The sequence below is a fragment of the Deltaproteobacteria bacterium genome (genome assembly GCA_016178705.1).
GTDB lineage: Bacteria > Desulfobacterota > Binatia > HRBIN30 > JACQVA1 > JACOST01.
This window is the reverse complement of sequence record JACOST010000016.1, coordinates 26,438-50,521: the sequence shown is the minus strand read 5'-3', so window position 1 is coordinate 50,521 and position 24,084 is coordinate 26,438. Positions and strand designations below refer to the sequence as shown.

Below are 24,084 nucleotides of genomic sequence, written 5' to 3'. Positions count from 1 at the left end.
TCGGGTCGCTGCACTACCTTGGTCATGGGAGCCTCCCTTCTTGGTGCAACAATCTTGCGGCCACGTTTGGCGTGTCCCGCGTGCACAAGGTGAGGCTCCCATCTTTCTCAGCTCACTCCAACCGAACACATGGTAACTCCGTGCCGCCGCGTTGAATTCTTCTCCGCTGGTCGCTCGCCCGCATTTGTGCCCTCTTCGCGGCACACTGTGCCGTCGAACGTCACGCCTCCTTGGTTAAGAGGTAACATGGCTTCACAGGCACGCAGGGTCACGCGCCCTGCCGTGTCGGGCACGGCCGCGGTCGTCTCACCGATCGTTGTTGGCGTGTTCCGGCAGGAAGGCGAGTACTGGACGATCGAGTACGGCGGCACATTGTTTCGTCTGCGCGACGGCAAGGGGTTGCGGTATCTCGCACAGTTGCTGCGCCATCCGGGGCGGAGCTTTCCGGCGACCGATTTGGTCGAGCCGTCAGGCGCAACCGAGGATCACTCCAGCCAGCAATCCGATTCGGAACGTGCGCGGCTCGCCGTGACGAAACGCGTGAAAGCCGCCATCGGCAACATTACCGAATATCATCCGATTCTCGGCTACCACCTCGGCGTCACGATCAGAACCGGCGCCCGCTGCGCGTATCACCCCGACCCCGAGCGGCAAGTGTCGTGGGCAACTAGCGCAACCACATCAACGAGGAACGAAGGAGGCTAGAAATGCGAACGATGAATGACAGCGAGGGCACGCAGAAACCGGTCGCTCCACCGAGAGTGGGGCTCGCCATTTTGGCGTGGGTGCTATTCACGGCGGCGGCGCACGCGGCGACCCTGAACGTTTCCAACAAAGGCGTCGACAGCGGCACCTGCGGCGTCACGCTCCAGCCGCTCTGCCGCTCCATCGGTCAAGCGATTGCGAACGCCAGCCCCGGTGACAAGATCATCGTTGGTCCCGGGGTGTACGGTGACCTCAATGGCGACGGCACGTTCGGCAATTCGCCGGGTGAGGAGGTGGCTGTGTCGAGCATCATGATTGACGTGAACAAGCCGCTCACGATTGTTTCCCGCGACGGCTCCGGGGCGACCGTGCTCGACGGGGGGACACTGACGCAGCAGGTCAACATCGACGCAAACAGCGTCGTGTTTGGTAAAGCGAATCAGGGATTCACGCTTCGTAACCTCGGCCTGCAGATCAACGGCGCGAGCGTGACCGTAGCCGGGAATGTCGCTCCAGCATTTGTTGTCGAAAACATTGCGACGATGGGGGGCGGACCAGTAACGGGCGTGGTCTTGAGTGGCAACGCCGCTATTGGTGGCGCGACCGCAGGTTTCCTGGATTTCGGCACCGGCACAATCGTGAAAGGGAATGTAGCCCGAAATAATGCCAGCGACGGCATGCAGTTCTTCGGCGCCGGCGCCGTTGTCACGAAAAACGTCGTCGTATCCAACGGCGGAAGCGGCGTGGCAATCTTCAATTTTCTGGCGACTCCCGGCAATCTTGGCACAGCGATCTTTAGCCACAATGCCATAGTCGGTAACCGCTCGGGCGTAGCCGTGTAAATGGGTGGCGACAACACGGCCGATCGATCGGTGACGCTCGATCACAACGACTATTTCGCAAATGGGGGATACTTCGGGGACATCGGGACATTTGGTGCAAACTGTGGCCTGTTTGCCCAAATCAACGACACGGATGCAACGCCGCACAACTTGATCGTGACGTCGACGAGCGACTTCTGGGGTGGCTCGGGCGGTCCGGGATCCGACCCCAAGGATGATGCCGGCACCACCAGCCCCAATTGCCAGGAAGCGATAAACGGCACGATCACCCTCAACGTCGTGACGCCCGCAGCTACGGAATTCAGAGTCATCCCGCCGAGCATAAAGTGACGGGTGCGCTGACGCATCCAGTGACGCAATGGTCGCGAGGCATGGCTCTGCAGACGAAGGGAGGGTGATTCAATGACACGCATGACCCCGAGACGAATCGTCCCCACAATCATCGCCGCACTGCTCGCGCTACGCGGCGTGTCGGCGGCGGGTGGGCTGTTCTACACGCAGCAGGCCAATGTGAGCACACCGATTCCCGGCTGGTACGACATCGCGGCCAAGAACGACGTGAGGGCCGGCGGCAAGTTCAACGGCCGGCTGTTCGCGGACTTTCCCACCAGCGCACGCGCCGCGATCGCCGCCGACACGGCGGGTTCCGGCGACTTCGTTGCGGTCTTCGCGGCGAAATTCCAAGGCCTCGCGCCCAACACCGGAATTTTTCTTTACGATTATGCCACTGGACACATCATTGATATCGCGAACGAGGGGGATCCGTTCGATGTCGCGGGCGACGGCTTCTATGGCCCGTTTGCCGGGCAGAACCCCTCCGTTGCGATCGAGGGACTCTATGCGGCGGTCTCGTATCGCTCCAAAGCCGTCGGCGCCGGTGCGCCGCCGCTGAACCAGGATACGAAAGTCGAAATGGCTTACTACCTTCTTGGCAGCGATCTGCCGCCGATTGGCAAACAGTGGAGGGCGGGAGAGGGCGATCCGAGTCCGATCGCCGGAACCGTCTACGGCGACTTTCCCAGCTCGCTGGAAACCTCGTCGGCGCCAGCTTTCATCAGCGCTCAAAACTGTGCCGGAGTGGCGTTTGTGACCAAGCTGGTGAATCCTCCCACCGGCGGTACCGTCTTCGGTGATGGCAGCAACGACACCGCGCTGGTCATTGGCGCGGATTGTTTAGGATACCCCAAGCTCGCGGTGCAGGCCGGCGAGGCTGGATGCGCATCGCACTTCGGTGGCGCCGACTACGCCAAATTCACATCGAAGCAGCACCTCGCCCTCGCCACGGATGATCATCACGGCTCGGGATTCGCGCTCGGCTTCCGCGCCAAAGCGGCGTTCGGGGCGAGCAGCACCGCCGACACCGGGATCGAGATTGCGTACCCCGGCGTCTCGTACTGCCACACAGAGGCGGTTATCCAAGAGGGCCAGCCCACCAGCGGTATCGCCGGTGGAACTTTTGGTGACTTTCCGGAAGACGTCTCGCTGGCGCTCAGCAACCCGAGCGACTACCTGTACTTCTCGAGCAAAGTGACCGGGGTTCTCGATACACCCAGCGGCATCTTCGCCGGCGACGGGTACAGCGGCGGCGGCAACAATGCTTTCGTTCTCGTACGAAGCGGGCAGCCCGACACCAGCGCCGGCTTGGGGCTGCTGTCTTTGCCCACCAATCCACAGTTGACGGTCAGCGGTGGTTCCATCGGTTGGCTGTTCGTGGGCAAAGTGAAGAACCTTGCTTCCGGCGTGTTCGGCGAAGATCAGAATGGCTCGTTCGCCTCGGTGCCGATCATGTGGAGTGCCGAGAACCCTCGCGTCGACGGCCGCGGCAACATCACCGCGCGCATGCCGTGAGCGCTGGCGCTGGTCACAACTGACAGGACGCCAAGAATGACGACGACAACAACAGGAGGTCTCCGATGAGCACACGTATTCACGTTCCATTCCTCGCGTGGGTGACCGCACGTTCGCGTGCCCTGACGGTTCTCGGTGGCAGTCTCTTGCTGCTGGTGCCACTGGTGGCGTCGGCCGCCACGATCTCGGTGAACGACACGAGCGACACCACCGGCGGCCGAGGTTGCACATTGCGCGACGCGATCGACTCTTCCAACAGCGACACGCCGGTTGGCGGCTGCGCCGCCGGCAGCGGGGCCGACACCATCGTGTTCAACGTGCCGCCGAAAACCACCATCAAACTGACCACCGGTGCCTTCCTGAAGATCCTCGACGACGTCACGATCCTCGGCCCGGGTGCCAGCTCGTTGACCATCGACGGCAACAAGAGCACGGAAGTGTTTGAGATCGACTCCGGCACGGCCACTATCTCCGACCTCACGATCAAAAACGGCGCGGCTGGGGGTGATGGTGCCGGCATCAGCAACTTCGACACGCTGACGCTCACCAACTGCACGGTGAGCGGTAATTCGTCTACGGCCAGCACAGGCGGCATTTTCAACGGCGGGTATCTGACGCTCACCAACTGCACGGTGAGCGGCAACTCGTCAGCGGGCGGCCATGGCGGCGGCATTTACAATGACGGCGTGCTGACCGTCACCAATTCCATGCTGAGCGGTAACAAGAACCTGGCCGGCTTGGGCGCCGGCATCTACAACGCCAACGGCGGTATGGTGACTCTCACCAACTCCACGCTAAGCGGCAACAAGAATCCCGGCGGCGACGGCGGCGGCATCTACAACGTCAGCGGTGGCACGGTAACCCTCAACAATTCCACCGTGATTGGCAACTCGCTCCCGGGCGCCAATGGCGTCGGCGGCGGGATCGGCGCCGGCATTGCCAACCGAGGCACGCTGACCCTCAACAGCTCCACAGTGAACGGCAACTCGTCTGCAGGCGGCTTCGGCGGCGGGGTCTTCAACGACGGCACGGCGACCCTCAACAACTCCACGCTGAACGGCAACTCGGTCCCGCCCTTCGGCTCATCCGGCGCCAAGGGCGGTGGGATTATGAACGTTGGCGCGCTGACCCTCACAGCCTGCACGCTGAGCGGCAACAAGGCTCCGAAGAATGCTTTCAGTGGCGACGGTATCGGCGGCAACATTGCCGACGAAGGCGGCACGCTGACCGTCGCCAACACCATCATCGCCAACAGTCAGAGTTCGGGCGGGGATTGTGTGCACATCGCCGGTACGGTCACCGATAACGGCCACAACCTGACCCTAGATCCGACGAACAACTGCGGACTCACCAGCGCGGCGGGCGACCTCACCGCGACCAATCCACACGTCGGGGCCCTGGCCAAGAACGGCGGCGGCACCAAAACGATGAAGTTGTCGAACACGAGCCCCGCCATTGGCGTGGGCGGCCCTGTGCAGTGTGCGATGTTCGATGTCGATCAGCGGGGCTGGTCCCGTACTTCCTGCGACATTGGTGCGTACGCGGCGCCGTAGGATGGCAACACGGAGACTCGTACAGGGTGTGACATCGCGCTCGGCACACTGTCGCTCGAAGTCTGCCCCTCTTCGATAGCGACCACAGCGGAACGGTGACGGTCGCAGCCTCGATATGAAGAAGGAAGAAGTTCACGCAGAGCCGCAGAGCAGGATGCTGAGAAGTTTCCTCAGGCAAAGGCCCTTGAACTCTATTCGGGTGGCGCTCACGCTCGATGAGCCGTTCCGTTGCAGTGATTCTTGCTGCGCCCTCTGCGGCTCTGCGTGAGATTTCATTTCTGGGTTTAGGGGCAGGGGTTACTCAGGCAACGCGCGCTTGTGCTAAGCGAGTCGGGGCAGCGCGATGACGAAGACTTTTGCACGACTGGTTGATCTCGGCGTAACGCCGGAGATGCCGCTCGACATTGCGTTCGCGGTACGGGCCGGCAACCTGGCCGGATCACTCCTGGCGTTGGTGGCGGTTGCCGGGATTGGCATGTCACTCCTCAACGACCAGAGCACAGGGCTCGCGCTTGTGCTGGCGCTCCATCTCGTTGGTTTGTTGGTCGCGGGATTTCTGAACGCTGGCGGGTTCACCATCGCGGGGCGCTTCACCGGCCTCGCAGTCGCGTGCTCTTACTATTGCGTCCTACTCGTTAGCCTCGGGCCAGAGAGCGGCGTGCGGATCGGTCTTGTCGGCTTCGTAGTGTTTGCGGTGCTTCTCTTTGCTCGTGTCGAAAGCCGGAGAGCGCTGGTCGCTTACCTCATGATCACTGCGACCTTCGTCGGTTCGGAAGTTTTGAGTCGTCAATTCGGCCCCCTGGTGACGCAGTCGGTGGCCGCGCGTGAACGCGCCAGCGTCTTCATCCTCCTCAATGTGTGTGCGCTCGTCGGTTACGGCATGCGCTACTACCAGAACTCATCGTTCTTGGCGCGCCAAGAACTCGGTGAGGCGACTCGCCGCATCGCTGACTTGCTCAGCAATGTGCTGCCGGAATCGATCGTGGCCCGGCTCGAGCAGGACCGCGGCACGATCGCTGACAGCCACGGCGAGGCGACGGTGTTGTTCGCCGATCTGACCGGCTTCTCCACGTTGGCCCGCCGGCTCTCGCCGCCGCATCTGGTCGAGATGCTCGACTTGATCTTTTCACGCTTCGACGAAGCGGCGGCGCGCCACGGCATCGAGAAGATCAAGACTATCGGCGACTGCTACATGGCGGCCACGGGCGTGCTCAGCGAGGCGGCCGGCGCCGCAGCGGTGGAAGCGATGGCCGACTTCAGCCTCGACATGCTGGGCATCATCGACCGCACCGCCGCTGAGATCGGCTTGCCGCTCGGCGTGCGCATCGGCATTAGCACCGGGCCGGTGATCAGCGGTGTGATCGGCCGGCGCAAGTATAGCTTCGATGTGTGGGGCGATACGGTGAACTTGGCCAGCCGTATGGAGAGCACCGGAGTCGCCGGGCGCGTGCAGGTATCGGAGGTGAGCTACTGGCGCCTGTCCCCTGCCTTCGAATTCGAGACACAACGCACGGTCGCGCTCAAGGGGAACCAGGAGGCCGAGGCGTACTTGCTGGTCGGCCGCAAACCGGATGCGGTCGCCAAATGAGACAAACATTTCACCGCCAAGTCGCCAAGAACGCCAAGCCAGAGGCCTAAGACTTTCGTGTCGGTTTCGCTTGTCGCGCCGTCGTCGCCCGACCTACAAAGCGCGCGGGAGGGACCAGCGATGATAAACTCGATGATGCGCAATGCGTGGCGTGTGGCCGCGCTGCTGACCGGCCTGATGCTCACGGCGTGTCCGCCGCCGGAGATGCAGCGCGAGCGCGAGCTGTATGCGGGCACCGAGACCAAGGGCGTCGTGGATCCGTTGGGACGACTCGAAGTGTTTACCACGTCGCTCTTGACCGACGGACGTAACGTGAAGGTGCGAGGGAAGCTGCGGAACACGATGGCCGAGACCACACACGGCGCACGCCTCTTGTTTAGGATCTTCTCCAGCGGTGAATCGCGGCCGCTCCAAACGATCCAAGAAGACAAAGATATCCAACTCGAGAGCGGCGGAACTACTGCACTGAGAATGGATGTCGAGACGATGTATGCTAACGGGAACTTCTTCTTCGTGGTTGAAGCCTACGCCAAGCGCGTTGGCGATCACGACATCCCACCGCCGCCTGGCTGGAAGGAGTGAGTGCGCGGCGCTACGACGAGCGCGCAGCGCGCGCGGCCGCCTTCGCCTTGTGGCGAGATTTCGCGCGTGGTTTCGTTGACGACGACTGCGGCGGCGGCGCGGCAGGCTCGCTCCGCCCGGTGAGCTGGCGGAAGTGGATGCCGGCCCAGATCGCGAAGGGGAACAGTTGGGTATCGAAGCTCTGACAAAACGCGTCGAGGAAGCTGTAGATGAAGCGATCGCTGCGTGAGAAGTAGCGGAAGCTGAATTCGCCCAGTTCGGTCGACCACGCCGCTTTGATCGTTACCACCAAGCCGAACACCTGCAACGCAACCGCGCAGGCGAGCGCGATCGCCAGCCGGCGAAGGCGCAGCGCCCACGTCGCAGCCGGCGTCGCCAGCATGAGCGGGATGAGCAGCACCAGATTCGCCTGCACCCAATCGCCGGGAATGCCGGGGGGCTCGGCGTTCGGGAACAAGCGATGCGCGAAGTAGATGCCCTCGCCGCGCGCGAACACCGTAGTGCCACCGCGCACGTTCGCGTCGCCGAACCATTCGGTCATCCGAATCGCGGCGTTCGTCAACGACGCCAACAGTTGCGTGTAGATCGTCGCCAGCGGCGTGAGCGCCCAGACCACGTAGACCAGGGCGAACCACGCCAACAGGCGCAGCAAGAACACCGCGGGCTTAACGCCCAGGCGCATCGACGAATCGTCCCGCCCAGTACAGCCACGTCGCCACGGCGATGCAGATCACCAGCGCCTGCGCGACGTAGACGTGCGTTTCGTGGAACAACCGGTGGAAGTACAACCCGATCAGGAACAGCGCGCTGACGCGCAGCAGATTCACGGAGTGAATAACCACGATGCCGAGACCCGCGCCGATCAATTTCGCCCGCCATTTTGCCGGATAAGCGAACACCGCGGCGAGATAGATCATCGTCGGCACCGCGCCCGAGCACGCCGGACTGACGTCGACCTCAAACGCCCCCGAACCCAAGATGGTGCCTTGCTTCGTCACCTCGAAGCCGACGACGGCGCCGAGCACCTTCAGCATCAGCCACGCCATCCACGCCGCGAGCTGCGCGAGTCCGGACGCCACGTCGAACCGCTCGACGATCGGCGCGTAGGTCAACGTCGAGAAGAACACCACGATCAACAGAACGAACGCGCCCACCACCCGGATGGTTAACCAATGGGCGGCGATGGCCGCGGCGAGACGTCGAAACATGCGGGAGTGCGATCAGAAGTGCAGCGGATTGTTGCGGGGGGTGTCCGCAATGTCAAGGTACTGAAGCAGCAAAGCCTTGCGGCGCGCTAGGTCGTGGTGTTATCGAGGCCCGAACACGGAAGCTACGAATGAGGCACCAGAGATGGCGGTCGGTTCAGCGGGCATCCCTCGCGGCCATCCTGCTCTTCTCACCACGTCCTGCTGCGGCGCTCATCCCGGGCGACAGCAATCTTGATGGCCGCGTGTCGGCGGCGGACTTCACGGCGTTGCAACGCATCCTCGGCGGCGAACTCGGTAACGACAGTGCCGACGCGAATCGCGATGGCCACATCACCGGCGATGATCTCGACGCCACGGCGGCGCTCCTGTTCGGTGGGCCGCTCACCGCAGCGACGCCGACACCGACGGACACGGCAACCCCAATCGCATCACCTTCGCCGACCTCCACTCAAGGCGCCTCGCCAAGTGCAACGGTCACACGTACGTCTACCGAGCCGTTTGCTACGCACACCGCCACGCTCACCAGCACGCCGACGCTTTCGCGCACGGCGACCGCTAGTGCGACGCCGACCGCGTCGCTCACCGTCGCGCCCAGCCATACGCCGGGTAGCGCCGCGGTGGCCGAGTCGGTGGCCGGCAGCGCTGTGATCGTCGCCAACGGGATGACGGCCATTCCGTCGGTGGTCACCGCGCTCGTCAGTGGATTGCAGTTCGGTGGTGCCGCGAGCTTCGACGACGGCGGCGCCGCCGGTTCGTGTCCGCTCGGCGGTTCGGTGACGCGGACGTGTCCGTTCGGCGATTCGATGCTGACGATCAAACTCGTCGGTTGTCGCATCGCGACCCCGTCGGGCACGGCGACGATCGACGGGAGCGTCAAGCTCGGCACCGGCTTTTGCCCGCTCGTGCTCCCGCCGTGGATGGCGACCGTCGACGTGACCGCAGTGTTCCGCGATCAGGCGAACAACAAGCTGCTGACTGCGAAGGCCAACTTCACTGGCACCGTCGATCCGCAACTCGGCGGCACGTGCAAGGCCACCGGCGCGAATCTCGTCCTCAACGGCACGCTCGAGACGTTGTTCCCAAGTAGCGATGATGTGCAGGTGACGTTCGCGAATACCAGTGTCGCGGTGACGGTGGCGACCTTCAACGCCGCTTGCGTGCCGGTCAACTACTCGCTCGATTTTGACGGCCCGGCAACGATCGCGACGAGCGAAGCCGGCGGTGGCGCGGCGGCGACCGACCCGCCGTTTGCCGTGACGTTCGGCCACTTTGTGATGCAACAGAACGCCAGCGCCAATCCGACCGTGTTGAGCATCGACGGTGACATTACGGCCGCGTGTTACGGCGGCACGGTGACGTTGCAAACGCTGACCCCGTTGGCCCAGGCGGTGGGGCAACCGTGTCCGACCAGCGGCAAGGTCAAGGTGAACGCGCCCGGCGGCATGTCGCGGCTGCTCTACCTTGCGGGCGGCATGGTCGGCATCGATACCAATCTCGACGGCATCGCCGACGAAACGTTCCCGTCGTGCCTCGACTCGTTGCTGCTCCTGTGTCTGGCGCAGCCGGCGCCGACTGTGACGCCGACCGTGACCGCAACGGGCACGGAGACCGAGACGGCGACGGCAACCGCAACTGAAACCGAGTCACCGACGGTGACACCATCGGCATCGGCGACGTCGACCGAACCGCCTACGGAAACCCCGACCCGTACGCCCACGCGCACCGCGACGGCGACCGTCATGACCTCGGGGACCGAGACCGTGGAACCGTCGGCGACCGCGACGACACCGACTCCTCCATCGAAGCGGACGAAGACGGAGGCACCTTCGGCGACATCCACGGCCCCGGCGAGCGCGACGGCCAGCGGGTCGCCGACTTCATCTCCGTCATCGACGCCAACAGCGACGGCCGGCGAGTCGCCGACTTCATCTCCATCGTCGACGCCAACGACGACGGCCAGCCACTCGCCGACCTCGTCCCCGTCGCCGACGCCAACGGTGACCGCCACTGCCACCGCCAGTGGCACGTCGACGCGAACACCCTCGGTGACTCAGACCACCACGCGGACCGCAACCCCTTCGCGTACCCCGACGCCGACCCCGAGTCTCGCACCATTTTGCGATACCCTGTCGAGCCCCGCGCTCATTCCCGACAACAACCCGACCGGCATCAACAACTCGATCACGATCGCGAATCAGACCACGATCGCCGATCTCAACGTCCGTCTCGACATTGACCACACGTGGGTCGGTGACTTGAAGGTCTCGCTCACTCACGTCACCACCGGTATGACCGTCGTGCTGCTTGATCGGCCGGGTGTTCCCGCGACATCCGGGAGCTGTAGCGGCAACAACATCTCATGCGTGCTCGATGACGAGGCGGGACGGTTCGTGGAAACGCAATGTCTGGCCTCCGCCGTGACCAGTCCGATGGCCGCAATCGACGGCAGCGTGAAGCCCAACAACCCGTTGAGCGCGTTTGACGGGCAGAGCGTCGCGGGCATGTGGCGACTGAACGTGTCCGACAATGCGGTCGACGATATGGGCAGCTTGCTTGGCTGGTGTCTGGAAGTGAACGCCCCCGCGCCGGTGGTGACGGCATTCACCTGCAACGGCAGTGACGTTTGCACAGTGGCGCTGGGCCAACCGTTCACGCTCTCGTTCAGCTTCTTCGACCCGGACGGTAACGCCAGCAGTTGGCACATGGGCCGAACCGACGACAACGGAGTCACCGTCGACATCGCCGACGGCGTCATCAGCCCCGCCAGCGGCACCGGGTCTGTCCCGCTTTTGTTCGACCCGTTTTTCTGTCCCGGCGCCACCTGCCGCACCAGCGAGTTCGATTATTTCGTGATCGTCTCTGACGCTGGCGGGAACCCGAGTCGTCAGACGCGCGTGCACGTCACGGTTCCGGGAACGTGACGCGCCGGCGGCTCGCACTCCTCGTGCTTGGTGTGTGCGCTCTGCCAGCGACTCAGTGTCAGCGGGCAACGCAACCGGCGGCCTTCATCTGGCCCGACGCCAAGCGCGCGGCACTGAGCTTGAGCTTCGATGACGCGCGCGCGAGTCAGATCGACGTCGGGATGGCGTTGTTGGATCGGTACGGAATCAAGGCAACGTTCTACGTGTTGCCCAGCAACGTTCAGTCGCAGCTCGATGGCTGGAAGCGAGCCGTCGGCACCGGTCACGAGATCGGCAATCACTCACTCAATCATCCGTGCACGGGAAACTTCCCGTGGGTCAAGAAAAATGACCTGGCGATCGAGGACTACACCCTGGAGCGGATGCAGCGCGAAGTGGACGGCGCGAATCGCCGCATTGCCGAGTTGCTTGGCGTGACGCCGCGGTCATTTGCCTATCCGTGCGGACACACGTCGGTCGGTCGCGCGCAGAATACGCAGAGCTACGTCCCGCTGGTCGCCGCAATGTTTGCGTATGGACGCGAGTGGGCAAGCGAAACCGCGAACGATCCCGCCTTTTGCGATCTCGCACAGGTCACCGGCATGGCGATGGACGGGTTGGACTTCGAAGAGCTCCAGCCGATTTTGGAAACCGCGAAGGAACGCGGGCAGTGGGTGGTGTTGGTTGGCCACGAGATCGGGCAGAGTGGTCGCGAGACGACGCGCATCGCCATGCTGCAGAAGCTCCTGCCGTACGCGTTGGATCCGGCGAATGCGCTGTGGACCGCGCCGGTAGGCACCGTTGCCGAGTATGTGCTCACGCAACAACGCGCTGCGAAGTGATTGATCGCGCCTCACTGACTTTTGCAATGACAATGGAGTGACCTCCCACCTCGTCATTCCGGCGAAAGCCGGAATCCAGGATCGCGCCCTACGCCCCCGTCTGGATACCGGCCTTCGCCGGTATGACGGACCTACCTCACCTAATCTGTTTGCGGAAGAACGTGCTCGCCACGCCGAGGATGAGCACGCCGTAGACGGCGAGGACCGCGGCTTCATCCCACAACTCGGCCCAGCCCGCGCCCTTCAAGAAGATGCCGCGCGAGATGGCGATGTAGTAGCGCAGCGGGATCAGGTAGGTGAACTTCTGCACCAGCGGCGGCATGCTGGCGATCGGGAACATGAAGCCGGAGAAGAACATGCTCGGCAGAATGACGAACTGACCCGCCATCGACGCCTGCTGCTGGGTGTTGGAAATCGTCGACACCACCAGGCCCATCCCTAGGCACGTGAGAATGAAGAGGCCGCTGAGCGCGAGCAGCAGCGGCAAGCTGCCGCGGATCGCCACGTCGAACCAGTAGGTGCCGACCAGGATCACCACCGCGACGTTGAGGTACCCCACGCCGATGAACGGTACGGCCTTGCCGATGATGAGTTCGTACGAACGAATCGGCGTGACGATGAGCTGCTCCATCGTGCCGCGCTCCTTCTCCTTCACAATGGCAATGGCGGTGAGGATGACAAGCGACTCCATCAGCAGCACGCAGATGATCCCCGGCACCATGAACTTCACGCTGCGCAGCTCGGGGTTGAACCAGACGCGCGGTTCCACCGCCACCAACGGATGGCGCACCAGGCGCGTCTGCCCACCGCCGCCGGGGAACTGGACGTCGACCGCCTGCGTGAGCGTGATCTGTTCGAGATACGACGACGCGATCATCGCAGTGTTCGAGTTGCTGCCATCGACGGCGGCCATCACCTGTGCTGGCTGGCGGCGTTTCAGTCGCTCGGCGAAGTCGGGCGGAATGGCGAGCGCCACGCGCACGCGACCGCGATCCAGCAGTTGGTTGACCGCGCCGACCCCCGCGCAGTCGTCGCGCACACGGAAGTAGCCGCTGCGCTCGAGTTGGTCGACGTAGGCGCGGCTCTCCGCCGAATGGCTGTAGTCGCACACCGCCAGGTCGATGTTGTCGATGTCGGTGGAAACCACGTAGCCGAAAATGAACAGTTCCATCACCGGCATCAGCAGCACCAGTCCGAACATGCGCCGGTCGCGACGGATCTGGATGACTTCTTTCCAGATGATCCGGTAGATGCGGGCGAGCGAGGCGATCATGGCGATCACTCCAACGTGTCGCGGAAGCGCGACGCGCTCAGCCACACGATGCTCACGCCGAACACCATGAGGGACACCGCCTCCGGCCACAGCACGCCAAGTCCGACACCTTTGAGATAAATGCCGCGGATCGCCGTGACGAAGTAGCGCCCCGGAAATAAGTAGCTGAAGATCCGGATCGGCAGCGGCATGTTCTCCAGCGGGAAGACGAAGCCGGAGAGCAACACGGCCGGCATCAGCGACAGAAAGATCGCCGCCAGCATCGCATTCTGCATGTTGTCGGCGATGGTCGAGACAAACACGCCGACACCGAGGGAGCTAATCAGATACAGGATGGCAAACACCGCCAAGGGGAACAGGCTGCCTTTGATCGGGACCTCGAAGAGGAGATAGCCGGCGGTGATGATGATCACGAGATCGAGCAAGGCGATGAAGACGTATGGAATGATTTTGCCGATCATCATCTCCAACGGGCGAATCGGCGAGACGAGAATCTGCTCGATCGTACCGCGTTCTTTTTCCTTCACAATGCTGAGCGCGGTGAGGATGGCGCCGACGATCATCATGATCACCGCGATCACGCCGGGCACGATGAAGTTCACGCTCTTGAGTTCCGGGTTGTACCAGACGCGACTCTTCACCTCGATCGGGGCGACCAGCGTTGTTGCGGTCGCCGTGCTGGCGTTCATGACCTGTGCCGGCGTGAGCGTGGCCAGATAGCGATTGATGATCGCCAGCGCGTAGCCTTGGGCGATCGTCGCGGTGTTCGAGTCCGAGCCGTCGATGAGCACTTGCACGGCGGTCGGCGTACCGGCGCGCAAGTGATCGGCGAAGTCGCGCGGGATGACGACGGCCGCGCGTGCGGCGTCGGTAGTGAGGTCGCGCTCCACGTCACGTTCGGAGCGGGCGTAGCGCACGATTTGGAAGTAGCCCGAGCGCAGCATCTGCTGGCTCAGGTCGCGGCTCTCCGGCGTCTCGCTGCGGTCGAGGATCGTCAGCGGCACGTTGTCGACGTCGTAGCGGATGCCGTAGCCGTACATGATCAGCATGCTGATCGGATAGAGGAAGGTGAGGAACAGGCTGCGGCGATCGCGGCGAATGTCGATGAACTCGCGGCGCAGAATGGCGCGGATCGAGCGCAACGAACGGCGAACGCGAGATTCGGTGGTCATGGCCGAAGGAGGTTCTCGTAGGGGCGATGCATGCGTCGCCCTCCGGTCTCTGCTGGGCCGCGCTGCCAATTCGCGGGCGACGCATGCCTCGCCCCTACGGGGACATGAGAAATCGCGCGCAGATTACACCAACGCGGCTTCATGTGGGAGAAGAAGCCCCCTCGCTCGCTTCGATGATTGCCACGAAGGCGTCCTCCAGCGACGGTTCGATGCGTTCGAGTCGCAGCAGGGCGACGCCGTGTTGCTGGAGCTGTCGCGTGATGGCGGCGCGGGCCGCGGTTTCGTCGTCGGCGACGATGTGGAGCGCGTTGCCGAACAGTGCCACCGCGGCGAGTGCCGATTCGGTCTTGAGCGCGGCGTACGCGGCCATCAGATCGCCGCACTCCAGTTCGAGCAAGGCGCGCGACATGTGCTGGGTCTTCAGCGCCGACGGACTGCCCGCCGCGACCAGTTTGCCGCCGTAGATCAGCGCGAGCTGATCGCAGTGCTCGGCCTCGTCCATGAAGTGCGTCGTGACGAATACCGTAATGCCGCGATCCGCCAGCTCGCCGATCATCTCCCAGAAGTTGCGGCGCGAGGCCGGGTCGACACCCGAGGTGGGCTCGTCGAGAAACAGAATCGGCGGCTCGTGCAAGATGGCGCAACCGAGCGCGAGGCGCTGGCGCCAGCCACCCGCCAACGCGGCGGTCTTCATTGTCCCGCGCCCCTTGAGGCCGGCCATTTCGAGCGCCCATTCGATGCGCGCATCGCGCTGTGCGCCGCGCACGTTGTAGATGCCGGCGAAGAACTGCAGGCTCTCCAGCACGGTGAGGTCTTCGTAGAGCGAGAACTTCTGCGACATGTAGCCGATGCGGCTCTTCACCTGCTCGGTCTGCCGGGCGATGTCGAAGCCGCCAACGGTGGCGCGTCCGCTCGATGGCCGCAGGATGCCGCACAGCATCCGGATCGTGGTCGACTTGCCGGCACCGTTGGGCCCGAGGAAACCGAACACGGTGCCAGCCGCGACCTGCAGATCGATGTGATCGACAGCAACAAAGCGGTCGAAGACGCGCGTGAGGCCTTCCGCATCGACGGCGAGTTGAGTCATGCGGAAGGCCTCACAAGAAGCAGCCCCTCGATACGCAGCCATTCGATACGAAGCCTGCGGCTACTCAGTGCTGCTACTCGGGGAAACGGTTTCTTGTCGCACCGTTTCAATATCCGTTTGCCCGAGTAGTGAGCGCAGCGAACGTATCGCAGGCCTCCCTTGCGCATCTGGAGCGCGTGCTTCGAGAGCCTCAGCACGAACGGTCTGGGAACCATTGGGTTCGGAGTCACAAGGGCTTTTCCGTTCGCCCTGAGGAGCCGCCTTCTTTTGGCGGCGTCTCGAAGGGCTGTCTCGGAGAAAATCGAGAGCCTCCAGACGGCGAGGGAGAAGAAGCAGCCGCGGAATGCGTATAGGCCAGGAACACATCTTCCAGCGACGGCTCGCGCACGTGCCACTCATTGATGGTGATCCCGGCTGCACGCGCGCGGCGCACTGCGGCGTCGGCATCGAGGCCGGCGCGCGGCATGGTGACGTGGATGCGCTCGCCGAACAACACGGTGTTGGCGAAGCCGTCGATGCGACGCAACGCCGGCTGCGCGGCGCGCGGCTGCGCACAGCGCAGATCGAGCACGGCGATGCCGAGGTCGGCTTTGAGCTGCGGCGGCGCGCCGCAGGCGATGACGCGGCCGTCGAGCAGAAAGGCGACGCGCCCGCAGCGCTCGGCTTCGTCCATGTACGGCGTCGAGAGCAAGATCGTCGAGCCGTCTTGCAGCAGATCGTAGAGGATCAACCAGAAGTCGCGCCGCGACAGCGGGTCGACGCCGATGGTCGGCTCGTCGAGCAGCAGGATGCGCGGTTGATGAATCAGGCATGCCGCCAGGCTGAGCTTCTGCTTCATGCCACCGGAGAGATTGCGCGTCAGGCGATTTTGAAACGGACCGAGCCGGCTGAATTCGAGTAGCCGCGTGATGCGTTGCCGCCGCGTACCGGGCGCCACGCCCCAGATCTCCGCCACGTAGAGCAGGTTCTCCAACACGCTCAGCGTCTCGGACAGACTGAAGCGTTGCGACATGTAACCGATGCGGCTTTTCACCTCGCTGGCATGTTCGGTCACATCGAGGCCGTCGATCGTGGCGCGGCCGCCGCTCGGTCGCAGCAGGCAAGCGAGGATGCGCAGGAACGTCGTCTTCCCCGCGCCGTCGGGGCCGACCAGTCCAAACAACTCGCCCGGCTGCACGTCGAGACTGACGTCGCGCAGCGACTCAACCGTGCCGTAGCGTTTGGCGAGGTGCGCGGCGTGGATGGCGGGGGACATGGGGAGTCAGAATGCGGATTGCGGAATGCGGATTGTGGATTGCGGAATTTGGGACATGGGATGCTTGGATCTCCTGACTTCCGACTCCTGAAGTCCTCCTCTATGGCTCCAGCGGCAGCTCGGCGTCGGCGGGCATGCCGGGTTTGAGCGCTTGGTCGCGCGTCTCCACATCGACCTTGACGCGGTAGACCAGCTTGACGCGCTCGTCGGGGGTTTGGATGTTCTTCGGCGTGAACTCGGCGCGCTCGGAGATGAAGGTCACCTTGCCTGAAAACGGATCGTGCGGAAACGAATCGACGGTCACACGCGCCTTCATTCCCAGCCACACTTTGCCGAGATCACGTTCGCCGACGTAGACGTTCAGCCACGGTCGGGTGAGATCGCCGAGTGTAACCACCGGCGTGCCGGGCTGGACCATTTCGCCCGCTTCGCGACTTTTGCTGAGCACGCGACCGGCGGCCGGGGAGTAGAGCTGACAGCGTGCCAGGTTCAACTCGGCGAGTTCCAATTCCTTGCTGGCTTGTTGCAACTGCGCACGGGCTTGTTCGATCTCTTCGAGGCGAAACCCTTCGCGCAACATGTTGAGCTGCGCGCGGGCGCGGTCGCGCGCCGCCTGAGCGGTGTCGAGGGCGGAGTTGATGCGGTCGAGCTCGCCCTGTGAAACCACGCCGTCGGCCGCCAACTTTGCCAACCGTTTCTGCTCGCGCTGTTGCAGTAGCAGAGTGCTCTCTGCGGATTCGAGCGCGGCCAACGCTTGATCGATGTCCTGCGCGCGCGACCCCTTCACCAACATGCGGTAATGCGCGTCGGCCGCCGCCTTGGCCGCCGTGGCGCGCTCGACGTGCAGCCGATACTCGTGATCGTCGAGGCGCGCGACCGGCTCACCCTTGTCGAGCATCACGCCTTCGTCGGCGGAGCGCTCTATCATGCGCCCCGGCACTTCGAAGGCGACGTCGACCTGCGTGACCTCGATGATCCCGGTACCGCGGATCGCCTTGTGGTTGCCGTCACGCACCGTTTGCCAACGCCACCATCCCAACGTCGCGCCGGCGACGACGATCAGCACAATGGCAACAACGATCCGTCTTCGCATGTCCGTCTTAGACCACAAACCCCGCGCCTGCGCATCTGCGCCAAGATGACAAAGGTCAGGACTTCAAATCGACTCACCCACCACGCCCACAACCGCATTTCCCAATGCGATCGGCGCTGGTATGCTGTGGCCCATGAGTGTCCACTCTTCGCACTCGGGCCATCGTGCGCACGGGGCGACGCAAGTCGGCTGCGGAATCATCACCGTGAGCGACACGCGGACGCCCGACACCGACACCAGCGGCCGGACGATTCGCACGCTGTTGGAGACCCAGAATCACCGCATCGAGCTGTATCAAATCCTGAAAGACGAACCGGATCAGATCATCGCCGCGATCCATGCCGCGCCGGTGGCGGTTGAAGTCCTGATCCTTAACGGTGGCACCGGCCTGGCGCGTCGCGACACTACGTACGAAGCCATCGCGCGGGTGTTGGACAAAGAGATCACCGGCTTCGGCGAATTGTTCCGCATGCTGAGCTACGAACAGATCGGCGCAGCGGCGATGCTGAGTCGCGCTACCGCCGGTGTCGCCGGGCGCCGCGTGATCTTCTCGTTGCCCGGATCAACCGCCGCCGTCGAGTTGGCGATGACCAAGCTGATCCTCCCCGAGCTGGCGCACGTGGCCGGTCTGGTGCGGGGCTGATGCGATGCGGGCGCATTGCACAGCCGTGACAGATTGTGGGTCCGTCATACCGGCGAAAGCCGGTATCCAGGCGGGGACGTGGGGCGTGAACCTGGATTCCGGCCTTCGCCGGAATGACGAGTGGGGAGGTTGCTCCATTGGTGTGCAAAGCCCGATGCGGGTGACAAGATGTGGGTGAGATGATGGCGATGACGGTGCAGGTCGCGCGCATGAAAAATCTCCTCGGCGTGATTTGGGGGGGCATGTTCGTCGCGCTCGGGAGTTACGCCGGGGTCTGCTTGGTGCTCGCCAGCGCGCCGGAGGACGCCGCGAGTGCTGGCGATACTCTGCGCTATGCACTCACCGGGATCGCAATCGCGCTGGGCGCCGTGTCGCTGTGGTGGCGCGGACGGTTCCTCTCGTCCGAGGGGCCGGCCACGCTCGCGGATACCGATCTGCGTCGTCACAGCATCGTCGTGTGGGGGTTGAGCGAAGCGGTCGCGATCTGCGGTCTGGTACTCGGCTTCGTCACCCACGCCGCCAACGAGTTCGTCCCGTTTGGTCTCGCCGCCGCGGCGCTGCTGGTGTTGCATCGCCCGGCGAACTTGCCGTTCGCGCGCTTGCGCGATCCGATTGCGTGACGATGATGCAGCTCCACGTACGTTTCTTCGCCTCGATCCGAGAAAAGTTGCATCGCGCTGAGGCCACGTGGTCGGCGCCGGCTGGCGCGACCGTGCGCGAGGTGCTCGATCACCTCTGCCGCGAGTTTCCCCCGCTGGTTGCCCTGCGGCCGTCGGTGTCGGTCGCCGTGAACCGCGAGTACGTCGACCCGGATCACGTGCTTACCGATGGCGACGAGATCGCGCTGATTCCGCCGGTGAGTGGAGGCTGTGATGTTTGAAATCGTCGCGCAGCCAATCGACCTCGCGCCACTGATCGCCGCGGTTAGCGATGCCACGGCCGGGGCCATCGTCACGTTTCTCGGCACGACGCGCAATCACAACGACGGCCGGCAGGTGACGCAACTGGAATACGAAGCGTATCTCGAGATGGCGATCGCCGAGCTACGCAAGATCGGCGAGACGGCGAAGACGCGCTGGCCGATTCACGCGATCGCCATCGTCCACCGCATCGGCGTGGTACCGATCGGCGAAGCCAGTGTCGCCATCGCGGTTTCATCGAGCCATCGCGTCGCGGCGTTCGAGGCCTGCCACTTCGCCATCGATCGTCTCAAGGAAGTGGTGCCGATCTGGAAGAAAGAACACTTCGACGGCGGCGAAGTGTGGATCGGCTCGCAGACCGGTCAGAAGAGATGACCTACCAATTGCTGGACACGGTCGTACTCGATCGAGATCTTCCCCAGCACGGACTGGAGAAGGGAGATCTCGGGGCGGTCGTTGAAGTCTACGACGACGAGGCGCTTGAGGTCGAGTTCGTCCGCGCATCCGGCAAGACCCAAGCCGTCGTGACCCTCACCGTCGGCAGTGTCCGCCCTGTGCTTGAGAACGACCTGGTGGCCGTGCGCTCGGTTCCGCCAGAGACCGCCGCAGCCGGTGGCTAGCAGCTATAAGGCCTCCGGCTATCAGCAGGACTCACCGATGCCGCACGGACGTTGAGTTGTAGGTGGTACTGACGATGCCCTCTGACGACAACCCCATCTGGCACGTGTTGGACAATGACCAGCACGAGGTCGAGCAGAACCGAAGGTACCTACGCGAGATGGGGCTGGTCACCTTCATCGAACAACTACCCTTGCTCTTCGACAGCCTGCGGCGAGAACTCGAGGTGGCCCCTGAGGGTGTGAGTACTCCGCTGACTTGTTGGCTGAACACTGACGGGGGTCCAACACCGGCGCCAGACTTCGTCCTCCGGGTGCTCATGTTCCAATCCGCACATTCTCAATATCTTCACGCCGCCGCCCATCTTTTGCGCGGCCAATCCCTCGAACTCTTCGGCCACGCGCGCACGATGATCGAGAACGCTGGAATCGCATATTTGTCGCGAAGCAAGCCCGAACTTGCCAGCCTCTATCTCACGGCCGATGGGCAGTACCAGAAGCTTACAAAGAGTTGGGCCATCCTTCCAAAAGACGACCCTCTAATGGGGAAGTTGAACGCCGCCTTCGAGCTTGCGTCGTCTATGTTTCATAGTAACTTCGTGGCCGTCGCTGGGAAAATCCGTACGACCGTGAGCCTCTCCGAAAGTACCGCGACATTCGAGAACGCAATGGAGTATCGTGATCGCGAAGGCGATGGCGGGAGGCTTTACCTTCGGCACGTGGCGTGGTTGATCGCAACTACGTATCGCGTCCTCCGAGTTTTAGCTGCGAGCTTCTCGTTGGGTGAGTCGGTCTGGCATCGCAGAATGGAGATTTTCGACGAAGAGTTCCACGCTCTGATCGACCGCCTTGGTCCGGAGACCTTAGTGTTTGCTCCTGGGAAATCGAGTGCCACATATGAGCATGACACGACGAATTGAATGCAGATCGTAGCGTTCCTGCCCCGACCACCAGATGCGGGTGCGCCGTCATTCGGACGTCGAAGGGTAGGCAGGCGGGATACGGGCTGCACGGAATTGACCCAGCCCGTCTGCATTCCCGCATCGGTGGACGGAATGGGAGGAGGGACAACGTGAACAAACGTAGCAAGTACTTGGAGATCTACAAGTGCGCCGTCCTTACCGTGATAGCGGCTCTGCTCGCCGGTATCTGGCTCAATACTCCCGCACCTTTCACTGCGGGAAATCTGATGTCCGAACGGGTGGCGATAGAGCAGATCCCCGTTGTCCGTGTTCAGGGCGGTAGCATCGACGTGAACAACACCGTGGATGTTGAGGGTACGGTTTCGATCGAACGCTGATCGGGAACGAGTGGACAGGGATACGAGACTCGGCGCGCTGAACCTTCACGACGCATTCTCGAGCGCCGCACTCATGAAGCAGCAGAAGTGGGCCGCCCCGATCGAGACGGGTCGTTCTTGCGGCGATGCGTGCGACTGAGGCCGATGCCAAACCCGCGCGTCGAACCGATCGGCTTGAGCGCCGGTGCTCGTCGCGTGCGTTACCGCGCTTGCGGTTCACGCGCACGGCGTTATGTTCCCGGTTGAAGCTCTGATCATGGTTTCCAACGGCCGATACGTTCGCGACGAGGAAAAATTCAAACGCTATGCGTACGCCGCATTAGCTTCACGCTTTCAAAACAATCGGGCAAGCTTCGAGCACTTCTACTCGTCTTTGCCCTCTGCTGCGACAAAGGACGAGTTTCTTCGTGTGACGTCCTTCTATCTGTTTCTGGTCAAGCAAGGCGACTGGCGCGTTGCCGTCGAGGGATCTGATCCAGTCATCGACTATCTCACCAACACCTTCAAACTGGTCGCGTTCTTCTCGCTAGTTGAGTCTCTGTCGGATGAAGGGCATCAGGACTTCTACGAATGGCTATGTGGTGAAGATCCCGAAAGGACGTTCCCTGTTGGTGATCCGGCGGCGTTGCGCACGCTCTACGAAAGGTACAAGGCCTCCTACGGCTCCGTTCGTCGTTGCATCGCCTTCTTTGATCGTCTGCCGCAACCCCGCAAGGAGGCACTCTGCAACGCCATTCATTTGGATGGAATCCCCGTCTCGTCGATCAAGAAGGTCGCGGAGTTTCTCTACGACCTGCGCAGCAAGTTCGTGCATGAGGGGCGCTTGGCGTTGCAAGTCAGCGACACTTCAGTTTTCTCTCAGCGCAAGGAGAAGGTGGTCCGAACGGAGTTGACCATCACCGGATTGCTGGAGGCGTTTGAGGAAGGCGTATTGGCCTACTTCGGCGATGGAACATAACGCGGCGATGGAGACCGACGCCAGAAACAGGCGCGGCTCATCGCAACGTCGTTCGGTGGCAACCGCTGGGGTCATAGCAACCGCTGGGGTCAGCCCTTGAAAGTAGAATTTAGTGCAGCCATGCGGCATTCGGACGTCGAATTGTAGTTAGGCGGCACTACGCACCAGAGGTAAATATGTTTGTTCTTGTCCGTGCGGTCACCTACGCTGCGCTCTTCATCGGCCTCGTGCTCATCTACGTACCGGCTCGCCTCTTGTCTTGGTCGGGCATTGTCCGCCCTGCGGCGATTGAAGTGCAGCAGGTTGCTGGGATGGTTATCGCGGCCGCTGGTGCGGCGGTCGCTCTGTGGTGCATACTCACCTTCGCATCGATCGGGAGAGGGACTCCGGCGCCCTTCGATCGGTATTAATATATTTGACTGGACCTAGCCCAGCATGGTAGATGCCTTCGCGAGAGAAACAGAGGAGGCAGTTTGCGAATGGCTGGCATGCTTCAGATTCTCACCTATCTTCTCGCGTTCTACCTTATCGTAAAGGGAATTGAGGTTCTCCAAATCGGCTTGGCGAGCAGCCGTGCAGATCGATCCGGCCTAATCCTCATTGGTGTGCTAACGCTTTTCGCGTGTGGCACGGTGGCTGTCGGGATTGTGCTTTGGCAGGACCAACAGGCTCAATCCATAAGTCAGGCCGTGAGACCGTAACTGAAATCAAGCGGCCTTCCGGCGACGCTTGCGTTTCCGCTTCTCATACTCGGCAAGCTTCGCGTCTATTTCCTCTTTTGGAACGGCGAAGATAGCGCGAGCAAACTTTTCGAAACGCTCGAAGGGTGACACTAGAGTGGTGTGGGCGAGTGACGGTGGTTTAGCTCTTCCCGGCATGCTGCCACGCTCTTACCGCTGCGAGTTCACTGCAATCGCTTCGGGGCGGCGGTGAGGATCGATCCGGGAGCAAGTTCGCTTGCCCCCACTGGCAACACTTGTTGGCGAAGCTCCTCAAACCTGTCGGTGCTCCACCCTGCGGTCTCAGAGATCGATTTTACCAATTTGAGCGGTACTACCGAGTTCAAAGGGAATCCGCGATGCTTTCCACGGGGTGACCGCAAGTGACAGTGGCCAGCCCTTTCCCATAGCATCTCCCAGCGATCAAGAAGGAGCATGTCTCTGAGGCGATGACCGATTACTGAAACGATGTGAGCCACAACAACCCCGCATCCACTCACTACTAGTTAGCTGTGCGCACACTCCGAATCGTCGGGAGAACCTTGCGCCAAAAACCAAGCAGGGGGAACAATGCGAGCAGCCGTTCTATCCGCGCGACGATGCCCACCGGAAATTTGTCTTTCGACAATGGAGTTGATCGACTCCACGAGTTCCTCCATTGATACATTAACCCTCTGCATGACATCGGAATCACCAAGCAGTTCGCCAAGCTGATCCGCCTCCAAGGCATGGTCAACCATCTGCTGAAAGAGGGTAAGCGCATTCGACTCCGCCTCGTCCGGGGTCGATCCGTGAGAAATGACCGTCCCCTCTTCGAGGGGAAGAACGGTCGAGATATATTCGACTTCGCCATCAGGGCTCGCCTGCTTCTCGATTTCGACGCAGACGACGAAGACGAGCGTTCTCCGCGGCTCGATTTGCCGAATCAACGCGCGACTGTGGCGAATTTCGATGTCTGCCATTGCGTGGCTCTCCTTCC

General features: G+C 62.5%; 25 protein-coding genes. 17 read left to right on the top strand and 8 right to left on the bottom strand.

Translation table 11 applies throughout. The features are described 5' to 3' along the window. Positions 1-456: 456 nt before the first annotated feature. The 7 genes from HYR72_13080 to HYR72_13050 all read left to right on the top strand — a co-directional run bounded on the left by HYR72_13080 (position 457) and on the right by HYR72_13050 (position 7,118). Positions 457-705 carry a hypothetical protein gene (locus HYR72_13080; protein MBI1815906.1) on the top strand — a complete coding sequence of 83 codons (249 nt, stop codon included), beginning with the start codon at positions 457-459 and terminating at the stop codon, positions 703-705. A gap of 2 nt (positions 706-707) precedes the next feature. Further along, positions 708-1,547, top strand: coding sequence for a hypothetical protein (locus HYR72_13075; GenBank protein ID MBI1815905.1), 840 nt, complete (start codon positions 708-710; stop codon positions 1,545-1,547). Further along, positions 1,548-1,877 carry a hypothetical protein gene (locus HYR72_13070; GenBank protein ID MBI1815904.1) on the top strand — a complete coding sequence of 110 codons (330 nt, stop codon included), beginning with the start codon at positions 1,548-1,550 and terminating at the stop codon, positions 1,875-1,877. It abuts the gene before it with no gap. A gap of 81 nt (positions 1,878-1,958) precedes the next feature. Then, positions 1,959-3,395 carry a hypothetical protein gene (locus HYR72_13065; GenBank protein MBI1815903.1) on the top strand — a complete coding sequence of 479 codons (1,437 nt, stop codon included), beginning with the start codon at positions 1,959-1,961 and terminating at the stop codon, positions 3,393-3,395. A gap of 65 nt (positions 3,396-3,460) precedes the next feature. Further along, complete coding sequence (locus tag HYR72_13060) at positions 3,461-4,948, top strand: hypothetical protein (protein ID MBI1815902.1); 1,488 nt, start codon at positions 3,461-3,463, stop codon at positions 4,946-4,948. A 343-nt stretch (positions 4,949-5,291) separates the two neighbouring features. Beyond that, a complete protein-coding gene (locus tag HYR72_13055; protein MBI1815901.1) occupies positions 5,292-6,536 on the top strand; it encodes an adenylate/guanylate cyclase domain-containing protein in 1,245 nt (414 codons plus the stop codon). Positions 6,537-6,668: 132 nt separating this feature from the next. Further along, complete coding sequence (locus HYR72_13050) at positions 6,669-7,118, top strand: hypothetical protein (GenBank protein MBI1815900.1); 450 nt, start codon at positions 6,669-6,671, stop codon at positions 7,116-7,118. 10 nt (positions 7,119-7,128) lie between these two features. Here the strand turns inward: HYR72_13050 and HYR72_13045 are convergent, their stop codons facing one another. Both HYR72_13045 and HYR72_13040 read right to left on the bottom strand, forming a co-directional pair. After that, entirely contained in the window at positions 7,129-7,800 is a 672-nt protein-coding gene (locus tag HYR72_13045; GenBank protein MBI1815899.1) for a hypothetical protein, read from the bottom strand. After that, complete coding sequence (locus tag HYR72_13040) at positions 7,784-8,326, bottom strand: archaeosortase/exosortase family protein (protein ID MBI1815898.1); 543 nt, start codon at positions 8,324-8,326, stop codon at positions 7,784-7,786. Before HYR72_13040 ends, HYR72_13045 begins: the two co-directional genes overlap by 17 nt. A gap of 128 nt (positions 8,327-8,454) precedes the next feature. Between HYR72_13040 and HYR72_13035 the strand changes: the two genes are divergently transcribed. Together HYR72_13035 and HYR72_13030 are read left to right on the top strand one after the other, a co-directional pair. Then, positions 8,455-11,247, top strand: coding sequence for a proprotein convertase P-domain-containing protein (locus tag HYR72_13035; GenBank protein ID MBI1815897.1), 2,793 nt, complete (start codon positions 8,455-8,457; stop codon positions 11,245-11,247). Next, the gene (locus HYR72_13030) at positions 11,244-12,068 is read left to right on the top strand and encodes a polysaccharide deacetylase family protein (protein ID MBI1815896.1); all 825 of its coding nucleotides are present in this window, start codon (positions 11,244-11,246) and stop codon (positions 12,066-12,068) included. The genes HYR72_13035 and HYR72_13030 overlap by 4 nt, the downstream gene beginning before the upstream one ends. A 136-nt stretch (positions 12,069-12,204) precedes the next feature. Here the strand turns inward: HYR72_13030 and HYR72_13025 are convergent, their stop codons facing one another. From HYR72_13025 to HYR72_13005, 5 genes are all read right to left on the bottom strand, one after another. Continuing rightward, a complete protein-coding gene (locus HYR72_13025) occupies positions 12,205-13,341 on the bottom strand; it encodes an ABC transporter permease (protein ID MBI1815895.1) in 1,137 nt (378 codons plus the stop codon). A 5-nt stretch (positions 13,342-13,346) separates the two neighbouring features. Beyond that, positions 13,347-14,513, bottom strand: coding sequence for an ABC transporter permease (locus HYR72_13020; protein ID MBI1815894.1), 1,167 nt, complete (start codon positions 14,511-14,513; stop codon positions 13,347-13,349). A 139-nt stretch (positions 14,514-14,652) separates the two neighbouring features. Next, complete coding sequence (locus HYR72_13015) at positions 14,653-15,600, bottom strand: ABC transporter ATP-binding protein (GenBank protein MBI1815893.1); 948 nt, start codon at positions 15,598-15,600, stop codon at positions 14,653-14,655. Positions 15,601-15,826: 226 nt separating this feature from the next. Next, complete coding sequence (locus HYR72_13010) at positions 15,827-16,855, bottom strand: ABC transporter ATP-binding protein (protein ID MBI1815892.1); 1,029 nt, start codon at positions 16,853-16,855, stop codon at positions 15,827-15,829. A gap of 100 nt (positions 16,856-16,955) precedes the next feature. Beyond that, the gene (locus HYR72_13005) at positions 16,956-17,948 is read right to left on the bottom strand and encodes an efflux RND transporter periplasmic adaptor subunit (protein ID MBI1815891.1); all 993 of its coding nucleotides are present in this window, start codon (positions 17,946-17,948) and stop codon (positions 16,956-16,958) included. Positions 17,949-18,081: 133 nt separating this feature from the next. Here HYR72_13005 and HYR72_13000 point away from each other — a divergent pair, with 133 nt between their 5' ends. The 8 genes from HYR72_13000 (at position 18,082) to HYR72_12965 (ending at position 22,386) form a co-directional block, all read left to right on the top strand. Then, on the top strand, positions 18,082-18,591 hold the full coding sequence (locus HYR72_13000; GenBank protein ID MBI1815890.1) for a molybdenum cofactor biosynthesis protein MoaB: 510 nt from the start codon (positions 18,082-18,084) through the stop codon (positions 18,589-18,591). Positions 18,592-18,770: 179 nt separating this feature from the next. Beyond that, a complete protein-coding gene (locus tag HYR72_12995) occupies positions 18,771-19,211 on the top strand; it encodes a hypothetical protein (protein MBI1815889.1) in 441 nt (146 codons plus the stop codon). A gap of 2 nt (positions 19,212-19,213) precedes the next feature. Next, positions 19,214-19,471: a molybdopterin converting factor subunit 1 gene (gene moaD / locus HYR72_12990; protein ID MBI1815888.1), complete on the top strand. Its 258-nt coding sequence runs from the start codon at positions 19,214-19,216 to the stop codon at positions 19,469-19,471. Next, positions 19,464-19,886, top strand: coding sequence for a molybdenum cofactor biosynthesis protein MoaE (locus HYR72_12985; GenBank protein MBI1815887.1), 423 nt, complete (start codon positions 19,464-19,466; stop codon positions 19,884-19,886). The genes moaD and HYR72_12985 overlap by 8 nt, the downstream gene beginning before the upstream one ends. Further along, positions 19,883-20,131 (top strand): DUF4926 domain-containing protein, encoded by a 249-nt coding sequence (locus HYR72_12980; protein ID MBI1815886.1) that lies wholly within the window; start codon positions 19,883-19,885, stop codon positions 20,129-20,131. The genes HYR72_12985 and HYR72_12980 overlap by 4 nt, the downstream gene beginning before the upstream one ends. A 74-nt stretch (positions 20,132-20,205) precedes the next feature. After that, a complete protein-coding gene (locus HYR72_12975; protein MBI1815885.1) occupies positions 20,206-21,048 on the top strand; it encodes a hypothetical protein in 843 nt (280 codons plus the stop codon). A 152-nt stretch (positions 21,049-21,200) separates the two neighbouring features. Continuing rightward, the gene (locus tag HYR72_12970; protein ID MBI1815884.1) at positions 21,201-21,428 is read left to right on the top strand and encodes a hypothetical protein; all 228 of its coding nucleotides are present in this window, start codon (positions 21,201-21,203) and stop codon (positions 21,426-21,428) included. Positions 21,429-21,612: 184 nt separating this feature from the next. Further along, a complete protein-coding gene (locus HYR72_12965; GenBank protein ID MBI1815883.1) occupies positions 21,613-22,386 on the top strand; it encodes a hypothetical protein in 774 nt (257 codons plus the stop codon). A 1,225-nt stretch (positions 22,387-23,611) separates the two neighbouring features. Here the strand turns inward: HYR72_12965 and HYR72_12960 are convergent. Further along, complete coding sequence (locus HYR72_12960) at positions 23,612-24,067, bottom strand: hypothetical protein (GenBank protein ID MBI1815882.1); 456 nt, start codon at positions 24,065-24,067, stop codon at positions 23,612-23,614. Positions 24,068-24,084: the final 17 nt, after the last annotated feature.

Bases quoted from the DNA above. Each gene is read 5' to 3' on its own strand.
- HYR72_13075 (MBI1815905.1), top strand. From the start codon at position 708: ATGCGAACGATGAATGACAGCGAGGGCACGCAGAAACCGGTCGCTCCA.
- HYR72_13070 (MBI1815904.1), top strand. From the start codon at position 1,548: ATGGGTGGCGACAACACGGCCGATCGATCGGTGACGCTCGATCACAAC.
- HYR72_13065 (MBI1815903.1), top strand. From the start codon at position 1,959: ATGACCCCGAGACGAATCGTCCCCACAATCATCGCCGCACTGCTCGCG.
- HYR72_13060 (MBI1815902.1), top strand. From the start codon at position 3,461: ATGAGCACACGTATTCACGTTCCATTCCTCGCGTGGGTGACCGCACGT.
- HYR72_13055 (MBI1815901.1), top strand. From the start codon at position 5,292: ATGACGAAGACTTTTGCACGACTGGTTGATCTCGGCGTAACGCCGGAG.
- HYR72_13050 (MBI1815900.1), top strand. From the start codon at position 6,669: ATGATGCGCAATGCGTGGCGTGTGGCCGCGCTGCTGACCGGCCTGATG.
- HYR72_13045 (MBI1815899.1), bottom strand. From the start codon at position 7,800: ATGCGCCTGGGCGTTAAGCCCGCGGTGTTCTTGCTGCGCCTGTTGGCG.
- HYR72_13040 (MBI1815898.1), bottom strand. From the start codon at position 8,326: ATGTTTCGACGTCTCGCCGCGGCCATCGCCGCCCATTGGTTAACCATC.
- HYR72_13035 (MBI1815897.1), top strand. From the start codon at position 8,455: ATGAGGCACCAGAGATGGCGGTCGGTTCAGCGGGCATCCCTCGCGGCC.
- HYR72_13025 (MBI1815895.1), bottom strand. From the start codon at position 13,341: ATGATCGCCTCGCTCGCCCGCATCTACCGGATCATCTGGAAAGAAGTC.
- HYR72_13020 (MBI1815894.1), bottom strand. From the start codon at position 14,513: ATGACCACCGAATCTCGCGTTCGCCGTTCGTTGCGCTCGATCCGCGCC.
- HYR72_13015 (MBI1815893.1), bottom strand. From the start codon at position 15,600: ATGACTCAACTCGCCGTCGATGCGGAAGGCCTCACGCGCGTCTTCGAC.
- HYR72_13010 (MBI1815892.1), bottom strand. From the start codon at position 16,855: ATGTCCCCCGCCATCCACGCCGCGCACCTCGCCAAACGCTACGGCACG.
- HYR72_13005 (MBI1815891.1), bottom strand. From the start codon at position 17,948: ATGCGAAGACGGATCGTTGTTGCCATTGTGCTGATCGTCGTCGCCGGC.
- HYR72_13000 (MBI1815890.1), top strand. From the start codon at position 18,082: ATGAGTGTCCACTCTTCGCACTCGGGCCATCGTGCGCACGGGGCGACG.
- HYR72_12995 (MBI1815889.1), top strand. From the start codon at position 18,771: ATGATGGCGATGACGGTGCAGGTCGCGCGCATGAAAAATCTCCTCGGC.
- moaD (MBI1815888.1), top strand. From the start codon at position 19,214: ATGATGCAGCTCCACGTACGTTTCTTCGCCTCGATCCGAGAAAAGTTG.
- HYR72_12985 (MBI1815887.1), top strand. From the start codon at position 19,464: ATGTTTGAAATCGTCGCGCAGCCAATCGACCTCGCGCCACTGATCGCC.
- HYR72_12980 (MBI1815886.1), top strand. From the start codon at position 19,883: ATGACCTACCAATTGCTGGACACGGTCGTACTCGATCGAGATCTTCCC.
- HYR72_12975 (MBI1815885.1), top strand. From the start codon at position 20,206: ATGCCCTCTGACGACAACCCCATCTGGCACGTGTTGGACAATGACCAG.
- HYR72_12960 (MBI1815882.1), bottom strand. From the start codon at position 24,067: ATGGCAGACATCGAAATTCGCCACAGTCGCGCGTTGATTCGGCAAATC.